Below are 16,631 nucleotides of genomic sequence, written 5' to 3' on the forward strand. Positions count from 1 at the left end.
AATAAAAACCCAATAAAAGTGAGCATAAAAACGGCAAAAGTGGGTAAAACAAAAATAAAACAAATATCCATTTGAAATTTAAAAGATAAAATTTAAAACGTAAAAACTTGATAGCAACAACTCAAGCGCTACCTCGTCAACGTCGGTTACATATTTACGCCTGCCTTCGCGCGCTTCCCTGCGCCATTGTCCCTTTTGCCAAAAGTAGCCCATGCTTTAACTGCTTCTCTCCTTCTGGCTAACCGGGACGCTGGCTCATGACGAAAAAAACCACCCTGCTGCAATTCTTCCACTGGTACTACCCCGACGGCGGCAAACTGTGGCAGGAGGCCGCCGAGCGCGCCCCGCACCTGGCCGAACTGGGCATCACCGATCTGTGGCTGCCGCCCGCCTGCAAGGGCGCTTCCGGCGGCTACTCCGTCGGCTACGATACTTACGATCTGTTCGATCTGGGCGAGTTTGACCAGAAAGGCAGCGTGGCGACCAAATACGGCGACAAGGCGGCGCTGGAACATGCCGCCAATACGCTGCGCGAACACGGCGTGGGCGTGCTTTACGATGTGGTGTTCAACCACAAGCTCGGCGCGGACGAGAAAGAACGGGTGCACGTGTTCAAGGTGGACGCCAACAACCGCAACGACATTGACGATCAGGGCTTCGACGCGCTGGCCTACACCCGCTTCACCTTCCCCGGCCGCCAGGGCGTGCATTCCGAATTTATCTGGGATTACAAATGCTTCAGCGGCGTCGACTATGTAGAGCAGCCGGACGACAAAGGGGTGTTCAAAATCGCCAACGATTATGGCGACGACGGCTGGAACGATCAGGTCGACGACGAGAAAGGCAACTACGACTATCTGATGGGCGCCGACGTGGAGTTCCGCAATACCGCCGTGACGGAGGAGCTCAAGTACTGGGCGCGCTGGCTGTTGGAAACCTTGCCGTGCGACGGCTTCCGCCTCGACGCTGCCAAACACATTCCCGCCTGGTTCTTCAAAGAGTGGGCGGATCACGTGCGCGGCAGCGCGCAACGCGACCTGTTTATCGTTGCCGAATACTGGTCGCACGATCTCAGCGCGCTGCAACAATACATCGAGTTGGTGGACGGCAAGGTGATGCTGTTCGACGTGGCGCTGCACCTGAAGTTTCATCAGGCGTCAAAGCAAGGCGACGGCTTCGACATGGCGCAGATCTTCACCGATACCCTGACCGCCGCCGATCCGGCCCACGCGGTGACGCTGGTCGCCAACCACGATACCCAGCCGCTGCAATCGCTGGAAGCGCCGGTGGAACCTTGGTTCAAACCGCTGGCCTACGCGCTGATCTTGCTGCGCGAACAGGGCGTGCCCTGCGTGTTTTACCCCGACCTGTATGGCGCCAGCTACCGCGACAAGGGGCGCGACGGCGGTGAATACCAGATCGACATGCCGGCGATCCCGGAGCTGGAGAAGCTGATCGCCGCGCGCCAGCGCTTCGCCAACGGCCCGCAAACCGACTACTTCGACGACAGCCACTGCGTGGCCTTCAGCCGCGCCGGCACTGCCGAGGCTCCCGGCTGCGTGGTGGTGCTGACCAACGGCGGCGAGAGCGGCAAGACGGTTACGCTCGGCGCCGATCTCGCGCACACCGCCTGGCGCGATTTCCTCGGCAACCGCCCGGAGGAAATCACCGCCGACGACCAGGGCAGCGCCCATTTCCCGGTTAACGCCGGCAGCGTCAGCGTCTGGGTGCCGGCCGCCAGCCTCTGATCGCCCGCCGCCGCGTAATGATGACGCGGCGGCAAAACTAATGTTTGCCTTTCGGGTCTAACTTACGCTATCAACTGCGCAAGCCATTCACACCGGAGCCTAAATAGGGTACAAGGCTGCATGAAAATTCCAAAACGACTCCAGCCGCTGGTGGATGACGGGTTAATCGACGACGTCATCCGCCGGTTGAAAAGCGGCAAAGAAGCCGACGTGTTTATCGTGCGCTGCGGCGATGAGATCCGCTGCGCCAAAGTGTACAAAGAGGCCGAGAAGCGCAACTTCAAGCAGGCCGTCCACTATCAGGAAGGGCGCAAGGTGCGCAACAGCCGCGACGCACGCGCCATGAGCAAAGGCTCCAAATTCGGCCGCCAGCAGCAGGAAGAAGCCTGGCAAAACACCGAAGTGGACGCGCTGTATCTGCTGGCCAAGGCCGGGGTGCGGGTGCCGCAGCCGGATATCTGCCTGGACGGCGTGCTGCTGATGGAGCTGATCACCGACGAAGAAGGCCTGGTGGCGCCGCGCCTGAGCGATGTCATCCTGACGCCGGAACAGGCGCGCGCCGATCACGCCCTGATGATGAACTACGCGGTGCGCATGCTGTGCGCCGGGCTGGTGCACGGCGACCTGTCGGAATTCAACGTGCTGATGGATAAAGACGGACCGGTGATCATCGATCTGCCGCAGGTGGTGGACGCCGCCGCCAACAACCACGCCAAAAGCATGTTCGAGCGCGATATCGGCAATCTGGCCGAATTTTACGGCCAGTTCGCGCCGGAACTGCGCGACAGCCAATACGCCAAAGAGATTTGGGCGCTGTATCAGGAAGGCAACCTGACGCCGGACAGCGCCCTCAGCGGCCGATTCAACGAAATCCAGAAGCGCGCCGACGTCGGCTCGGTGCTGGAAGAGATCCAGGCCGCCAGCGAGGAACATCAGCGCCGCCTCATGGCGCGCAATACGGAAGAGTAACGCCCGCGCTACTCGACGCGAAACACCTCCGGCCGCTGCGGCGTCGCGGCCTCGTGATAAATATCCCCCAGATAGCCGGCGATCTCCTCTTCGCGCAGATCCGCCGGCAGCACGATATCGTAGCTGGGAGCATATTTGCGCTCCGGCAGCGTCACGCGGAACAGCCGCCATTCGTCCCCGATGCGCTTCACGCCCAGCAGACGGCCGAACACGTTAAAAATCATCATCCGCCATTCCCCCACTCGTCGCTTTCAGGCTATAACACTGTGATGCCGCCGCAGTGAAAAGGAAAGCGTATGAGTGAAAAAACGCCGCAGTTCTGGCGCGATCCGCAGTTGCCGTTCGTCGAAGCCCGCGCCATCGCGGATGGCCGCCAGGTGTGCTACAGCCTGCACAGCCACGAATTCTTTTCCATCGGCGCCATCACCGGCGGCGTCAGCACCTATGTCAACGGCGAACGGCGCATGCAGGTCAGCGCCGGCGATCTGGTTGTCATCAACCCGCAGCAGGCGCACGCCTGCAACCCCATCGCCGATCGCCGTTGGTCGTACGTCATGTTCTATCTCGATCTCGCCTGGCTCGGCGCGCTGCAGCAGGAGCTGCTCGGCGGCGAGGGCGACCGTTTTGTTCCGTTCAGCCAGCCGCTCAGCCGCGATCCGGCGCTGTTCCACGGGCTGAACCGGCTTTATGCGCTGCTGACGGATCCGCTGTGCAGCGCGCTGGAAAAACAGATCGCCATGGTGGAGTATTTCAGCGCCCTGCAGCTCGGGCTGGGCGATGTCCGCCAGCCGGAGACGCCACCGCATACCCGGCTGGAGGCGGCAGCGGCGTTTATCGACGCGCACTGCACCCGGCCGCTGACGCTGGACGACATTTGCCGCGCCGCCGCGCTGTCCCCTTCTTACCTGATCCGCGCCTTCCGCCAGCGTTACGGCATGACGCCGCACGCCTATCTGGTCAACCGCCGCGTACAGCACGGCCATCGGCTCTTGAAAAGCGGCCTGCCGATCGCTGCGGCCGCCAGCGAAAGCGGCTTTGCCGATCAGGCGCACTTTCAGCGCACCTTCAAACAGCTGTTGGCCGCCACGCCCGGCCAGTATCAAAAACCCTCCGCCAACAGATAGCAAGCGCTGGCCGCCAGCAACGCCGCCATCGCGCGATTAAAGCGCTGTACGTTGCGCGCCTGCCTGAGCAGGCCGCGCAGCATCGCGCCGACATAGGCCCAGCAGGCTACCGAGGCATAGCAAATCACGAAGTAGAGCCCGGCGAACTGCCACAGCAGCCGAATGTCACCGTCGCCGACAAAGGCGCCGAGGCTGGCCACCGACGCCAGCCATGCCTTGGGATTCAGCCATTGCATCAGCGCGCCGTACCAACAGGAAGGCGCCTGCGCCGCGCCGTTGCCCAGTCTGCCGTCGTCAAACGCCAGCCGATAGGCCATAAACAGCAGAAAGGCCACACCGGCCCACTGGATCAAGCGGGTCAGCCCCGGCCACAGGATCAGCAGTTGGTGCATGCCCAATCCCAGCAGCACCAGCAACAGGGTAAACCCCAGCGTGGCGCCGAACACATGGCGCTGGGTTGCGCCAAAGCCGAATTGCGCCCCGGCGCTCAATGCGACGATGTTGACCGGGCCGGGAGTGATGGAGGCCACCAGCGCAAACGCGGCCATGGAAAGGTAGATATTCATGATGGACACCTGAGAAAATATTCACAGGCGCCAGAATGCCGACCGCCGCCGACAGCGTATTGAACAGAATTACCCTATTCGGTTTAGCGCACGGCGACGGCCCGGCGGCGCGGCAGCCCGAAGGTGTTGACCGCCATGCCGGCCAGCACCAGCAATGCGCCGCCGAACTGCGCCGGCGACAACGCTTCGTCCAGCAACAGCCAGGCGGCGAACAGCCCGACCAGCGGCACCAGCAGCGTCAGCGGCGCAACGCGCCAGGTTTCATAGCGCCCCAGCAGGCTGCCCCACACCGAATAACCGAACAGCGTGGCGGCGAACGCCAGATAGGCCACCGCCAGCCAGGTGCCAACCTGCACATGGCTCAGGCTGCTCAGCACCACCTCAGGGCCGTCGAACAGCCAGCTGCAGGCCAGGAACGGCACGACCGGGATCGGCGCGCTCCACACCACCAGCGATAAGATATTACGCTGCGGGAAACCGGCCAGGATCTTCTTGTTGGTCAGGTTGCCCAGCGCCCAGGAAAACGCCGCCGCCAGCGTCAACAGCAGGCCCGCCAGAGGGACCGCGCCGCTGCCCGGCTTATGCAGGCTGGCCTGCGCCAGCACCAGCATGCCGCCGCTGGCGATAGCGATGCCGACGAAATGGTTGATCCGCAGCTTTTCTCCCATCAGCACAACGCCCAACAGCAGGGTGAAGAACACCTGCGCCTGCAGCACCAGCGAGGCCAGCCCCGCCGGCATGCCCACCTTGATGGCGACGAACAAAAACGCGAACTGCGCGAAGCTCATGGTCATGCCGTACAGCAGCAGCCATTTCCACGGAATAGTCGGGCGCGGGATAAAGAAGATCGCCGGCAACGCCACCAGTAAAAAACGCATCCCGGCCAGCAGAAACGGCGGCATACCCTGTAAACCGAACTTGATCACGACGAAATTCACGCCCCAGATCACCACCACCAACAGCGCCAACAGCCGATCGCGCAATGTCATCCTCGCCCCGCTTATCCCATTGAAAATTCGCTTTGCCTTGCAGGTTACAACCAAACCGGGCGCATGGACACCGGCAAACGCCGGCGATTATTCAGGCATCAGGCCGATAAAGGTGGTCTTCTTGCGCGGGCCGGTCATCAGCGCTTCCAGCTTCTCCACGCACTGCAGGTAGTGCGGGGTCTGCTTGTGCGCCGCCACCGCCTGCTCGTCGCGATAGGCTTCGTAGATGTAAAACCGCGTCGGGATCTGTTCATCCTGCAGCACATCGAAGCGCAGGTTGCCCGGCTCTTCGATCGCGCCCAGGTGATTGGCGCGGAAAACATCGATAAATTCGTCGATTTTGTCTTGTTTAACGTTGATCTCAACCAATGTGACGTGCATGGCAACTCCTTGTTTAAACGGCGCGCCGTAACATGGCGCTTTCCAACCATAGGTTTATTCCCGTCGATTGCCCTGCCGCAACGGCAATTTTGCCGCCTGGCTCACAAATCGCGTCGGCGACGCCCACTCCTCCCCCGGCGGGGTAAGGCGGCGGCATCTATAGTTAACATTCCTCCCCCTGAGAGCATAGGCTATGGATAACTACTTGATGGCGCTGGACGCAGGAACGGGCAGCATTCGCGCGGTGATCTTCGATCTGGCGGGTAACCAGATCGCGCACGGCCAGGCGGAGTGGCAACACCTCGCGGTGCCGGGCGTGCCCGGCTCGATGGAGTTTGACCTCAGCCGCAACTGGCAGCTGGCCTGCCAGTGCATCCGCCAGGCGATGCAACGTGCAGGATTGAGCGCTCAGGCGATCCGCGCGGTGGCCTGCTGCTCGATGCGTGAAGGCATCGTGCTGTACGACCGCAACGGCGTGCCGATCTGGGCCTGCGCCAACGTCGACGCACGCGCCAGCCACGAAGTCAGCGAGCTGAAAGAGCTGCACAACCACGGCTTCGAACGCGAGGTGTACCAGCACTCCGGCCAGACGCTGGCGCTGAGCGCCATGCCGCGCCTGCTGTGGCTGGCGCACCATCGGCCGGACATCTACCGCCAGGCGGCGACGCTGACCATGATCAGCGACTGGCTGGCCAACATGCTGAGCGGCGAACTGGCGGTCGATCCTTCCAACGCCGGCACTACCGGCATGCTGGATCTGACCAGCCGCGACTGGCGGCCGGCGTTGCTTGACATGGCCGGCCTGCGCGCCGATATTCTGTCGCCGGTGAAAGAGACCGGCAGCGTGCTGGGGCGCGTCACCGAACAGGCGGCGCAGGAGAGCGGGCTGCTGCGCGGCACCCCGGTGGTGATGGGCGGCGGCGACGTGCAGCTCGGCAGCCTGGGGCTCGGCATCGTGCGCGCCGGGCAGACGGCGGTGCTCGGCGGCACCTTCTGGCAGCAAATCGTCAACCTGCCGGAGCCGGCCATCGATCCGGAGATGAACATCCGCATCAACCCCCACGTCATTCCCGGCATGGCGCAGGCAGAATCCATCAGCTTCTTTACCGGCCTGACCATGCGCTGGTTCCGCGACGCCTTCTGCGCGGAAGAAAAACTGCTGGCGGAGCGGCTGGGGGTCGACGCCTACAGCCTGCTGGAAGAGATGGCGGCCAGAGTGCCGCCGGGCGCCTACGGCGTGATGCCGATTTTCTCCGACGCCATGCATTTCAAAACCTGGTATCACGCAGCGCCGTCGTTCATCAACATGTCGATCGACCCGGAGCGCTGCAACAAACAGACGCTGTTTCGCGCGCTGGAGGAGAATGCCGCCATCGTCTCCGCCTGCAATCTGGAACAAATCGCCGCCTTCTCCGGTGTGCAGGCCCGTTCGCTGGTGTTCGCCGGCGGCGGGGCCAAGGGCAAGCTGTGGAGCCAGATCCTCAGCGACGTCACAGGGCTGACGGTGCGGGTGCCGGTGGTGAAAGAGGCCACCGCGCTGGGCTGCGCGATCGCCGCCGGCGTCGGCGCCGGGCTGTACGCATCGCTGGCCGAAACCGGCGAGCGCCTGGTGCGCTGGGAGCGCGAGCATCAGCCGGACATGACCCACCACGCGCTGTATCAGGAACAGAAAGAAACCTGGCGGCGGATCTACGCCGATCAGTTGACGCTGGTGGACAACGGCCTGACCACCTCGCTGTGGAAAGCGCCGGGGCTGTAAGCGCCGCGCGGCATTCGGTCATAACCTTATGCCGTTTTATTCCTTTCCCCTCGGCGCGGCGCAAGCCGCGCTTTAACTCACTGCCGCGATTGTTCCCCCTCAGAAACAGTGTAACCACCGAAGATGGATTTATCCGCCGCTCTCGCCTGCCGTAAATTGTGATTTCGGTCACGCTGCGCCCCGCGCGCGGCCTGCGCATTCACCTGAGAAGAGCGGCATTATGCTGAATCATAAAGATAACCCTGCATCATCCCCGTGGTTGGCGATCTTCTCGCTGACGGTTGCCTGTTTTGTCATGGTCACCACCGAGTTTCTGCCGATCGGTCTGCTGACCAACATCGCCCCCTCGCTCGGCGTCAGTACCGGCAGCGCCGGGCTGATGGTCACCATGCCCGGCATCGTGGCGGCGGTGGCCGCCCCCGCATTGAGCCTGATGTCCGGCCGCCTGGATCGGCGTTTATTGATGCTGGGGCTATCGTTGCTGCTGGTGGTATCCAATCTGGTGGCGGCGCTGGCCGTCAACTTTCCGATGATGTTGCTCGGCCGCGTGCTGCTGGGCGTCTGCGTCGGCGGCTTCTGGTCGTTCGCCGCCAACTATGGCCGCCATCTGGTGCCGGAAGCCAGCCAGGGGCGAGCCACCGCGCTGATCCTCAGCGGCGTTTCGGTCGGCGCGGTGTGCGGCGTGCCGATTGGCGCACTGGTCGGCGATCTGTTCGGCTGGCGCGCCGCCTTCTTCGGCGGCGCGGCGCTGGCGGTCGGCGTACTGTTGGCGCAGCTGCGCTTACTGACGTCGGTGCCGCCGTCCCGGCCGGTCACGCCGCGCGATCTGGTGCTGCCGCTGCGCCTGCCGATGGCGCGCATCGGCCTTATCGCCATCGTGCTGCTGTTCATCGGCCACTTCGCCGCCTATACCTATCTGCGCCCCCTGCTGCAGCAGGTGTTCGTGCTCAGCCCGTCGGCCATCTCGCTGCAGCTGTTGGCCTATGGTGCCGTCGGCCTGCTGGGCACGTTCCTCGGCGAACGCCTGGGGGAATACAGCCTGCGCGCCACCTTTATCCTGATCGCCGCCATGTTGGCAGGCATCCTGATCGTCTCACCGCTGCTCAGCGGCCTCGGCGGCGCCACGCTGATGGTGATGGTCTGGGGGCTGGCCTTTGGCGCCGTGCCGGTGTGCGCCACCAACTGGATGTTCGCCGCGGTGCCGCAGGCGCCGGAGGCCGGCCAGGCGCTGCTGGTGTGCGTCGTCCAAATCGCGCTGGCCTCCGGCGCATTGCTGGGCGGCGAGGTGGTGGACTGGCAGGGCGTCAGCAGCGCCATGCTGTTCGGCGGCGCGCTGATCCTCTCCGCCACGCTGGTGTTCGGCCTCAGCTTGCGCGCCGGCGCGATTGGCGCTAAACAGTGTTAATCATTATCTATCTGCAGAAACATGCCCCGGTCACCGCCGGGGCATGGCGTTGAGAACCCTATGGACCATCATTTGCTCGCTATCCGGGTATTTAACCGCGTGGTGGAAACCGGCGGCTTTACCCGCGCCGCCGATTCGCTGGGCATGCCGAAAGCGACGGTCACCAAGCTGATCCAAAATCTGGAGGATCACCTGCAGACCAAGCTGTTTCAGCGCACCACTCGCAGCGTGTCGGTCACCCGCGAAGGCGAATGCTATTACCAAAATACGGTGAAATGGCTGGCGGATTTGGAGCAGATGGAGGGCTGCCTGACCGAGTCGCAAAGTTCTCCGCAGGGCGTGCTGCGCATCGACACCGGCAGCGGCACCGCTCGCCAACTGCTGTTGCCGGCGCTGCCCGGCTTTTTGGAACGCTACCCGCAAATCCAAATCGATCTCAGCATCGGCGATCGCGTTATCGATCTGATCAGCGACAGCGCCGACGGCGTGATCCGCAGCGGCCCATTGGCCGACTCCAGCCTGATCGCCCGGCGTCTGTTCGATCTGGACTGGGTCAGCTGCGCCACCCCGGCCTATCTGGCGCGCCACGGCACCCCGCGCCACCCGTGCGATCTGGAACAGGGCTTTCCGATGGTGCACTACCGCCATCCGGTCAACGACCGCATCCATCCGCAACGCTATGTCGAGCGCGGCAAAGAGATCGCCATCCAGCAGCGCTACCCGGTCAGCATCAATGAAGGCAACGCGCTGCTGGCGGCGAGCCTGGCCGGATTAGGCATCATCCAGATTTATCGGTTTATGGCGCAGCCACACCTCGAGCGCGGCGAGCTGGTCAGCCTGCTGCACGACTGGCAGCCGCCGCCGGAGCAGATGTACGTGGTCTACCCGTCCAATCGCCACCTCAGCGGCAAGCTGCGGGCGTTCATCGACTGGGCGGTGGAGACGTTTCATTAACCGATCGCCCCGGCTATAGTGGCTTCTCTTACGGACAATAAAAACAGGCAAACCATGCATATCGAACCGCTGCTTGCACATCGTCAGCGCATTGACGAACTGGCCGAATTACTGCATCAGGAATGGGGCGCCTTTGCGCAGTGGAGCAACCGCGACGCCATCAGCCGGCGGCTGGCTGAACGCTGTGCGCCCGAGAGCCAAGGCGTCGTGTTGCTGGCGCTGTCGCCGCAGCAACAGATCGTCGGCACCGCCAGTTTGACGCGGTATGAATTGACAGATAAACCGGAGCGCCAATACTGGCTGAGCGAAGTCTTTACCCACCCGCAGCACCGCGGCCAAGGCATCGCCTGCAACCTGATCGCGCGCTGCATCGAGCACGGCCGAACCCAGGGCATCAGCGAACTGTATCTGTACACGCCCGACCAGCAGACGCTGTATCAGAAACTCGGCTGGCGCCCTCTGGAGCAACGCCAGGTCGCCGGTGAAACCGTCACGGTGATGAGCCGCACGTTGTAGCCGCACGCACTGTGGTATTATTGGCCGCATATTGATTCCCGACGGACGACCACCATGGCCTATATCCCCAAAAACTATGCGAAGCTGGAAACCGGCTACCGCGAAAAAGCGCTGAAACTGTTCCCCTGGGTATGCGGGCGCTGCTCACGCGAATTCGTTTATTCCAACCTGCGCGAGCTGACGGTGCACCATATCGATCACGATCACAGCAACAACCCGGAAGACGGCAGCAACTGGGAAATGCTGTGCCTGTATTGCCACGACCACGAACACTCGAAATACACCGAGGCCGATCAATACGGTTCGACGGTGGTGGCCGGTGAAGATGCGCAAAAAGATATCGGCGTCGCCACCCACAACCCGTTCGCCAACCTGAAGGCGATGATGAAGAAATAATGTCGACAACAGCTTAATGAGCCACTAACTTATTAAGCTGTTAAATTAATAAAATCACCCTCCGCATCGCCACTTCCCAGAGAATTCCTACTTACCCATCCGGGCCATCCAGCGCAAAATAAGCTGCACAGTTAACGACATACTGGCTTGGCAAGCCGCCGCAGTTGGTGCATATTGTTCGCGAGTTGTTCTTGTTAACCTGTTTGATTATCAACCTAATAAGCACATTAACTTAATAAGTTACCTGCTTAATAACTTGAGAGATGGCAGCATGATTGTTCTGATTGGCTCGCAAAAAGGCGGTGTCGGCAAGTCGACGAAAGCGGTGAATATCGCCGGGTATCTGATTCTTAAGCAAGGCAAGACGGCGATCATCGTCGATGCCGACGACCAGAAATCGATCATGACCTGGTACAACGACCGTCAGAACGTCGAGGGGCTGCCGCACATTCCGGTGGTGGCCGCGTCGGGCAAAATCAAGGAAACGCTGCTGGAGCTGGATCGCCATTACGACTACGTGATCGTCGACACCGCCGGCCGCGACAGCGCCGAACTGCGCTCCGGCCTGCTGGCCGCCGATCTGTTCCTCTCGCCGCTGCGCCCTTCGCAGATGGATCTCGACACCATCGGCTACCTGTCGGAGATGTTCTCCACCGCGCAGGAATACAACGAGAAGGTCAAAGGCTACATTGTGTTGAACATGTGCCCGACCAATATCTTCATTAATGAAGCCAACGAAGCGGCGCAGGTGCTGAGCGAATATCCGGAGTTCACCCTGGTGAGCCACCGCCTGTGCGATCGCAAAATTTACCGCGACGCCTGGGGCGAAGCCATCACCGTGCATGAGGCGAACAACGAAAAGGCGCAGGCCGAGATCGAATGCCTGGTGAAAGAGGTGATCCTGTGAAGAAGCGCACCCCCACCCACCGCATGTCGGAAGACGAATTCATCAACAGCGCCACCTCGCATACGTTGCCGGTTGCGGCGCCCGCGCCGGAAGCCAAGCCGGCCGGCCGCAAGCGCACCTATAAGGCGATTTCCGTCAGCCTGACGGACAACCACATCGAAGCCATCGATGAGGTGATCGTGCAGGCGGCGCGCAACGGCATCGTGCGCATCACCCGCTCCGACATCATCAAGCTCGCCATCGACGGGCTGGCGGAGAAAAGCGAAACGCAGCTGCTGGCATTGCTGAAAAAACTCTGACCGCACGGCAGCCGCCGGCTGACCACGCCGGCGGGCCGTTATCATCTTGAGTTCCCCGCGACCTCGCACCGGTAGTCCTGAATTTCGCCGGCCGAGCCCAGGTTCAGATCGGTCAGCTTCAAACGGTTCGCCAACAGCAGCATCTCGCCCTGCGGGCTGACCGCCAGCGCCAGGCCGTAATTGCCAATGCTGTCGCCCTGCTCGACCACATAGTTCTGCAGTAAACGGAAAGGATCTTCCTGGGTTAAATCGGTGCCCGCCAATTTTCTGGCCAGATATTGGTGACCGAGCAATTTCACCGCCAGCGGCCGCCACTGTTGATCTAATTGTTCCGTCTGCTGCCCCAGCGCGTTATAGACATCCTGGCGCAAGCAGGCAACGTGAATATGCAGCTGATTCTGAGAGCGACCATATTTCGAATTGACCGCCAGAGAAATCCACGCATCTTTTAACGGTTTACCCAGCTCGCCGGATATATGTTCACGGTTATTCCAGGCCTGGGCGAAATAAGGCGGCGCGTGCTCCGTCTGCAATGCCGGGCTCTCGATACCGCTGACCTTTTCGGTCGGCATCACCAGATCGTGATAGGGGCCTTTGCTGTCCTTAAACAGCACATAACCCTCGGTTAAATCAACCTTTAAACAGGGCGCCGGATCGTTGTTCTGCTGCTGATTGGGCACGCACTGTTGGCTGACGATTTGCCACAGCGCATTCGGATTGCCGCGCCCGAAGAACCACCACAGCACCGCCGCCAGCAGAAAAATGACAAGCAAAATAATTAATAGTCTGAAAAGTCTTTTCATCGCGACGCCCTGTTTATCTATTCCATACCGAAAGGAGCGACAGCATAAACCAAGGCTCCGCTCACCACCAAAATATTGGCCTTAGCGTCACCTTTTATTGACGTCTTGTTAGCAATGCAAATTAAAAAACCCGCGTCCACCTGAGTAATTTAAAGTAAATTAATACCGTGGGTTGAATATGAGTGTGATATAAGCAGCCGAACTCTCTTTATATAAGGAACCGACAAGATGCCAACGATGGGCAAATCCCTGCATTATCTCGACGTAGGCTCAGGCTTTCCGTTGTTGCTGGGCCACAGCTATCTGTTCGATCTGAACATGTGGGCACCGCAGTTCGAGGCGTTGGCGAAACGCTACCGCCTGATCGTGCCCGATCTCTGGGGCCACGGCGACTCCCCGGCGCTGCCGCCTGGGCGAAACAGCCTGTCGGATATCGCCGCCGATCATCTGGCGCTGATGGATCATTTGGATATTGCAGAGTTCGGCATCGTCGGCCTGTCCGTCGGCGGCATGTGGGGCGCGGAACTGGCGGCGCTGGCGCCGGAGCGGGTGAAAGTGCTGGCGCTGCTGGACAGCTACCTGGGCGACGAAACGCCGGAGGCGCGGCAGCGCTACATGGGCATGCTGGCCGCCGTGGAACAGGCCGGCGCCATCACGTCACCGCTGCTGGAATATATCGCCGCGCAGTTCTATTCCGACGAAGTGCCCGCTGCGCTGTCGCAGCCTTTGCTGGCCCATCTGCAAAGCCTGCCCGCCGATCGGCTGCGCGACAGCATCGTGCCGCTGGGCCGGATGATCTTCGGCCGCCCCGACAAGCTGGCGCTGCTGGAAAACATCACCGCCGCCAGCATCGTCATCACCGGTGCGCAGGATAAACCGCGCCCGCCGACGGAAGGCCAGCGCATGGCGGATCTTCTCGGCTGTCGGCATGTGCTGATCCCCAACGCCGGCCATATCAGCAACAAAGAAAACCCGACGGCGGTCAACGAAACGCTGCTGGCGTTTTTGGCTGAAAACACCACCCCGCTGTTTTGGTGAGATTCTCCGGGCCGTCAGGCCCGGAGATTCCCTTCAGACGAAGCCTTAGGGAGGGGGAGGCTACATCCGGCGTTTATTGGCCGATAGACGTCAGACCCTGGCGGATCCCTTCGTCAGCCTGCTGGCACCATGTCTGCAGACCCTGTGGCGCTTCCTTTTCCAACGCAACCACTTTGCCGTCGTCGTTCAGCACATTGCCTTCACGGCCCATCGCTTCACGCTTGTCACCGTCGCGGGTGTCGACACCGCCGGGAATGGCGGCCACGTAGGCCACCATTTTCTTGGCGTTGTCGATACTGTCCGCTTTCAGAAAACCTTTATCGACGCAATAAGACATCAGCCCGCTGGTATTACGCGTAATGTCATAGACGTTTTTCAATGCAGCAGGGTCCATCCCTTCGGCATTAGCGGTATTGAACAGGCCCAGAGTCGCGGCAATCATGCCGGTCAGAATGCTCTTTTTCATTGTTATCTCGTTTTAATAATGAATTATTTAGCTTTGAATTATTCACAAAAATAATGTGAACGTCGGTACGGTATAACGACGGCTCAGATTAACACAACCCTAATGCGTTAATAACTGTGATTAAGTTAACCTCCAGTAAGATAAAAATGCATGATGGGGTTATTACTCCGCCCGACGTCAGTTTTTACGTTCGACATTAACCGCACCCAATTCAATTTTAAAATAGTCTCACCAGGGAATTATTTACAACGTAAGCGTTGGCCTGCGGTCAATCGCGCCCCCGCCCTTTGCTAAAACCACAGGCGTAACATAGCCTGTTAAGACGCGCCATGCCTTAGTGGGAGGGGATTCACATGAACCATTCCGTCCGGCCGCCGCCATGCGACAACAAAACCATTCTCGATATCACGATGAATTTATATCTCTATCCGGCGGCGCTTATTGCGCACCGCCTGGGCATCTTTGAATTTATTGCATTGCGCCCCCGCAACCTGACCGATATATGCGCTCAGGCCAATGTGGAAAGACGCCCGACAGAGACGCTGGTCATGGCGCTAGTGGCATTGAAATTGATAGACAGAGACGGCGAAACATTCTCTCTGACGCCGGAAGCGGAAACCTTTTTGTTAAAAAACAACCCGCATTATTTCGGCTATTTTTGGGATTTGATGATTGAAAACAGCGAGATTTTCACGCTGAAAAACCTGGAAAGCGCCATCAGAAAGAATGCCTCGCAGGTGTACGGCGAGCAGGAGCTGTTTGAAACCCATACGCTCGACGCCGACAGAATGCGGCTGTTTACCCACGCCATGCACAGCCTGAGCATGGGCTCGGCCAGCGTTTGGCCTACGCTGTTGCCCCTCGGTGCCTGCCGCACGGCGCTGGATATCGGCGGCGCCTCCGGCGCCCATGCCATCAGTCTGGCGACCCACTGGCCGGCGCTCACGTGCACCGTGTTCGATCTGCCGGAGGTGTGCCCGCTCGCCGCCGACTACGCGCACGATCACGGCCTCAGTCAGCGCATCGGCACCCACAGCGGCGATATGTGGCGCGATCCCTACCCGGCGGCGGATCTGCACCTGTACTCCAATATTTTCCACGACTGGCCGATGAACAAGAACCGCTTCCTGGCGCAAAAGAGCTATGCGGCCCTCCCGCCCGGGGGGCAGGATCGTGATCCACGAAGTGCTGTACAACGATGACGGCGACGGCCCACCTGCCGCCGCGGGGTACAGCCTGATGATGATGGGATGGACGCAGGGCCGCCAATACTCCGGCAAGGAAATCGGCGACCTGCTGCGCGACGTCGGCTTCGGGCCCGCTCAGGTGCTGCCGTCGCTCGGCTATTTCAGCATCGTCACGGCGCAAAAACCCCAGGCTTAGCGGTTCACCGATCTCGCCATGCGGCTGTAGGTGTGGCGCACGCCGCGGATCGCCACGCTGTAGGCGAAGATGTTTTCCGGCAGCGCCAACCCCAGATAGCCGGTATCGCCGATATGGTGCAGGTCCGCCCCGGCCATTTTGCTCATCAGCGCAATCTGCCGCACGGTCTGCACGTCGGCCCCCTCTTGCGAGGTGCCGATCGCCGTCATCGCCAGCGCCCCCTGCCGCTGGGCAAAGGCGATCAGCGCCGCCACTTTCTCCTGCGACATGCCGGGAATGGTGCCCGGCGCCGGCAACAGCACGATGTCCGCGCCGTTCTCCACAAACAGCGCGATGTCCCGCTCGCCGATCAGCTGGCTGCCGCTTTCGCGCACGATGCCGGCGCCGTGCATCTTGCCGGTCACCAGCACCATCTCGTCGCCCACTTCCTCGCGAATCGCTTTCAGCGCGGCGGCAATCGCCTGATTGCTGACGCCGTTGTTCGGGTTGCCGGTCAGCACCAGCATGCGCGCGCCGAGCTGATACAGCTTGCGCGCATTCTCGGCGGTGGCGGCGCGGCCCGCCGTCATCTGCCAGAAATCGTTATGTTCGGTGGCGAAGGCCGGATCGACGGCCTCCAGATTCACCCCGATCACCCGCCCGGTCAGCCGCTGCAGCGTGCGCAGCGCCTCCTGCGGCGGCACGTCGGCGGGCAGGCCCGCGATATGCGGACGATCGACGTCGAACAGGTTCAACAGCAGCAGATCGGCGCCCTGGCTGGCCGCCAGCTCGGCGTTGGTGACGTTATTGAGCAGCGGTTGAGTGACCGCAATGGTTTCGCTGACCAGAATGCGCCCTTCACTGGCGCGGATGGCATAGAGCAGATCGGCTTTGCCGATATCGGCCAGATCGCTGGCGCTGCAGTCCAGATACCGTTTCATGAGGCAAG

Annotated in this window: 20 protein-coding genes; 13 read left to right on the forward strand and 7 right to left on the reverse strand. The window is 61.0% G+C overall.

What is annotated here, in order from left to right:
• The first annotated feature begins 257 nt into the window (after window positions 1-257).
• Window positions 258-1,748, forward strand: coding sequence for an alpha-amylase (amyA, locus tag L085_RS21470; RefSeq protein ID WP_021503962.1), 1,491 nt, complete (start codon window positions 258-260; stop codon window positions 1,746-1,748).
• A gap of 120 nt (window positions 1,749-1,868) precedes the next feature.
• On the forward strand, window positions 1,869-2,717 hold the full coding sequence (locus L085_RS21475; protein WP_021503963.1) for a PA4780 family RIO1-like protein kinase: 849 nt from the start codon (window positions 1,869-1,871) through the stop codon (window positions 2,715-2,717).
• A gap of 8 nt (window positions 2,718-2,725) precedes the next feature.
• On the opposite strand, the gene L085_RS21480 is transcribed toward L085_RS21475, so the two are convergent.
• Window positions 2,726-2,944 (reverse strand): hypothetical protein, encoded by a 219-nt coding sequence (locus tag L085_RS21480; protein ID WP_015377079.1) that lies wholly within the window; start codon window positions 2,942-2,944, stop codon window positions 2,726-2,728.
• Between the two features lie 69 nt (window positions 2,945-3,013).
• Here L085_RS21480 and L085_RS21485 point away from each other — a divergent pair, with 69 nt between their 5' ends.
• Entirely contained in the window at window positions 3,014-3,841 is an 828-nt protein-coding gene (locus L085_RS21485) for an AraC family transcriptional regulator (protein ID WP_015377078.1), read from the forward strand.
• On the opposite strand, the gene L085_RS21490 is transcribed toward L085_RS21485, so the two are convergent.
• The 3 genes from L085_RS21490 to lsrG form a co-directional block, all read right to left on the reverse strand.
• Window positions 3,817-4,407 (reverse strand): LysE family translocator, encoded by a 591-nt coding sequence (locus L085_RS21490; protein ID WP_044031688.1) that lies wholly within the window; start codon window positions 4,405-4,407, stop codon window positions 3,817-3,819. The genes L085_RS21485 and L085_RS21490 overlap by 25 nt on opposite strands.
• A gap of 83 nt (window positions 4,408-4,490) precedes the next feature.
• Entirely contained in the window at window positions 4,491-5,396 is a 906-nt protein-coding gene (locus L085_RS21495) for an EamA family transporter (protein ID WP_021503964.1), read from the reverse strand.
• Window positions 5,397-5,483: 87 nt separating this feature from the next.
• On the reverse strand, window positions 5,484-5,777 hold the full coding sequence (gene lsrG, locus L085_RS21500) for a (4S)-4-hydroxy-5-phosphonooxypentane-2,3-dione isomerase (protein ID WP_004939559.1): 294 nt from the start codon (window positions 5,775-5,777) through the stop codon (window positions 5,484-5,486).
• Between the two features lie 193 nt (window positions 5,778-5,970).
• On the opposite strand from lsrG, the gene lsrK reads away from it, so the two are divergent.
• From lsrK to L085_RS21535, 7 genes are all read left to right on the forward strand, one after another.
• The gene (gene lsrK / locus L085_RS21505; protein ID WP_015377075.1) at window positions 5,971-7,536 is read left to right on the forward strand and encodes an autoinducer-2 kinase; all 1,566 of its coding nucleotides are present in this window, start codon (window positions 5,971-5,973) and stop codon (window positions 7,534-7,536) included.
• 220 nt (window positions 7,537-7,756) lie between these two features.
• On the forward strand, window positions 7,757-8,941 hold the full coding sequence (locus L085_RS21510) for an MFS transporter (protein WP_044031689.1): 1,185 nt from the start codon (window positions 7,757-7,759) through the stop codon (window positions 8,939-8,941).
• Between the two features lie 60 nt (window positions 8,942-9,001).
• Window positions 9,002-9,895: a LysR family transcriptional regulator gene (locus L085_RS21515; protein WP_044031690.1), complete on the forward strand. Its 894-nt coding sequence runs from the start codon at window positions 9,002-9,004 to the stop codon at window positions 9,893-9,895.
• Between the two features lie 54 nt (window positions 9,896-9,949).
• The gene (locus tag L085_RS21520; protein ID WP_044031691.1) at window positions 9,950-10,411 is read left to right on the forward strand and encodes a GNAT family N-acetyltransferase; all 462 of its coding nucleotides are present in this window, start codon (window positions 9,950-9,952) and stop codon (window positions 10,409-10,411) included.
• A gap of 54 nt (window positions 10,412-10,465) precedes the next feature.
• Complete coding sequence (yajD, locus tag L085_RS21525) at window positions 10,466-10,807, forward strand: HNH nuclease YajD (RefSeq protein WP_004939576.1); 342 nt, start codon at window positions 10,466-10,468, stop codon at window positions 10,805-10,807.
• 271 nt (window positions 10,808-11,078) lie between these two features.
• Entirely contained in the window at window positions 11,079-11,714 is a 636-nt protein-coding gene (locus tag L085_RS21530; protein ID WP_015377071.1) for an AAA family ATPase, read from the forward strand.
• Window positions 11,711-12,013: a hypothetical protein gene (locus tag L085_RS21535; RefSeq protein WP_004939584.1), complete on the forward strand. Its 303-nt coding sequence runs from the start codon at window positions 11,711-11,713 to the stop codon at window positions 12,011-12,013. Before L085_RS21530 ends, L085_RS21535 begins: the two co-directional genes overlap by 4 nt.
• A gap of 41 nt (window positions 12,014-12,054) precedes the next feature.
• Here L085_RS21535 and L085_RS21540 read toward each other — a convergent pair whose 3' ends face one another.
• On the reverse strand, window positions 12,055-12,816 hold the full coding sequence (locus tag L085_RS21540) for a CDP-diacylglycerol diphosphatase (RefSeq protein ID WP_044031692.1): 762 nt from the start codon (window positions 12,814-12,816) through the stop codon (window positions 12,055-12,057).
• A 237-nt stretch (window positions 12,817-13,053) separates the two neighbouring features.
• Here L085_RS21540 and L085_RS21545 point away from each other — a divergent pair, with 237 nt between their 5' ends.
• Complete coding sequence (locus L085_RS21545; protein WP_080062472.1) at window positions 13,054-13,854, forward strand: alpha/beta fold hydrolase; 801 nt, start codon at window positions 13,054-13,056, stop codon at window positions 13,852-13,854.
• Window positions 13,855-13,927: 73 nt separating this feature from the next.
• Here L085_RS21545 and L085_RS21550 read toward each other — a convergent pair whose 3' ends face one another.
• Window positions 13,928-14,320, reverse strand: a complete 393-nt coding sequence (locus L085_RS21550) for a hypothetical protein (protein ID WP_004939596.1) — start codon at window positions 14,318-14,320, stop codon at window positions 13,928-13,930.
• 353 nt (window positions 14,321-14,673) lie between these two features.
• Here L085_RS21550 and L085_RS21555 point away from each other — a divergent pair, with 353 nt between their 5' ends.
• Both L085_RS21555 and L085_RS25910 read left to right on the forward strand, forming a co-directional pair.
• Entirely contained in the window at window positions 14,674-15,522 is an 849-nt protein-coding gene (locus L085_RS21555) for an acetylserotonin O-methyltransferase (RefSeq protein WP_255347232.1), read from the forward strand.
• Window positions 15,494-15,703 carry a hypothetical protein gene (locus tag L085_RS25910; RefSeq protein WP_255347233.1) on the forward strand — a complete coding sequence of 70 codons (210 nt, stop codon included), beginning with the start codon at window positions 15,494-15,496 and terminating at the stop codon, window positions 15,701-15,703. Before L085_RS21555 ends, L085_RS25910 begins: the two co-directional genes overlap by 29 nt.
• On the opposite strand, the gene L085_RS21560 is transcribed toward L085_RS25910, so the two are convergent.
• Window positions 15,700-16,623, reverse strand: a complete 924-nt coding sequence (locus tag L085_RS21560) for a PEP phosphonomutase (RefSeq protein WP_044031693.1) — start codon at window positions 16,621-16,623, stop codon at window positions 15,700-15,702. The two genes, L085_RS25910 and L085_RS21560, sit on opposite strands and share 4 nt — an antisense overlap.
• Window positions 16,624-16,631: the final 8 nt, after the last annotated feature.

The sequence above is a fragment of the Serratia sp. FS14 genome (assembly GCF_000695995.1).
GTDB classification, from domain to species: Bacteria; Pseudomonadota; Gammaproteobacteria; order Enterobacterales; family Enterobacteriaceae; genus Serratia; species Serratia nematodiphila.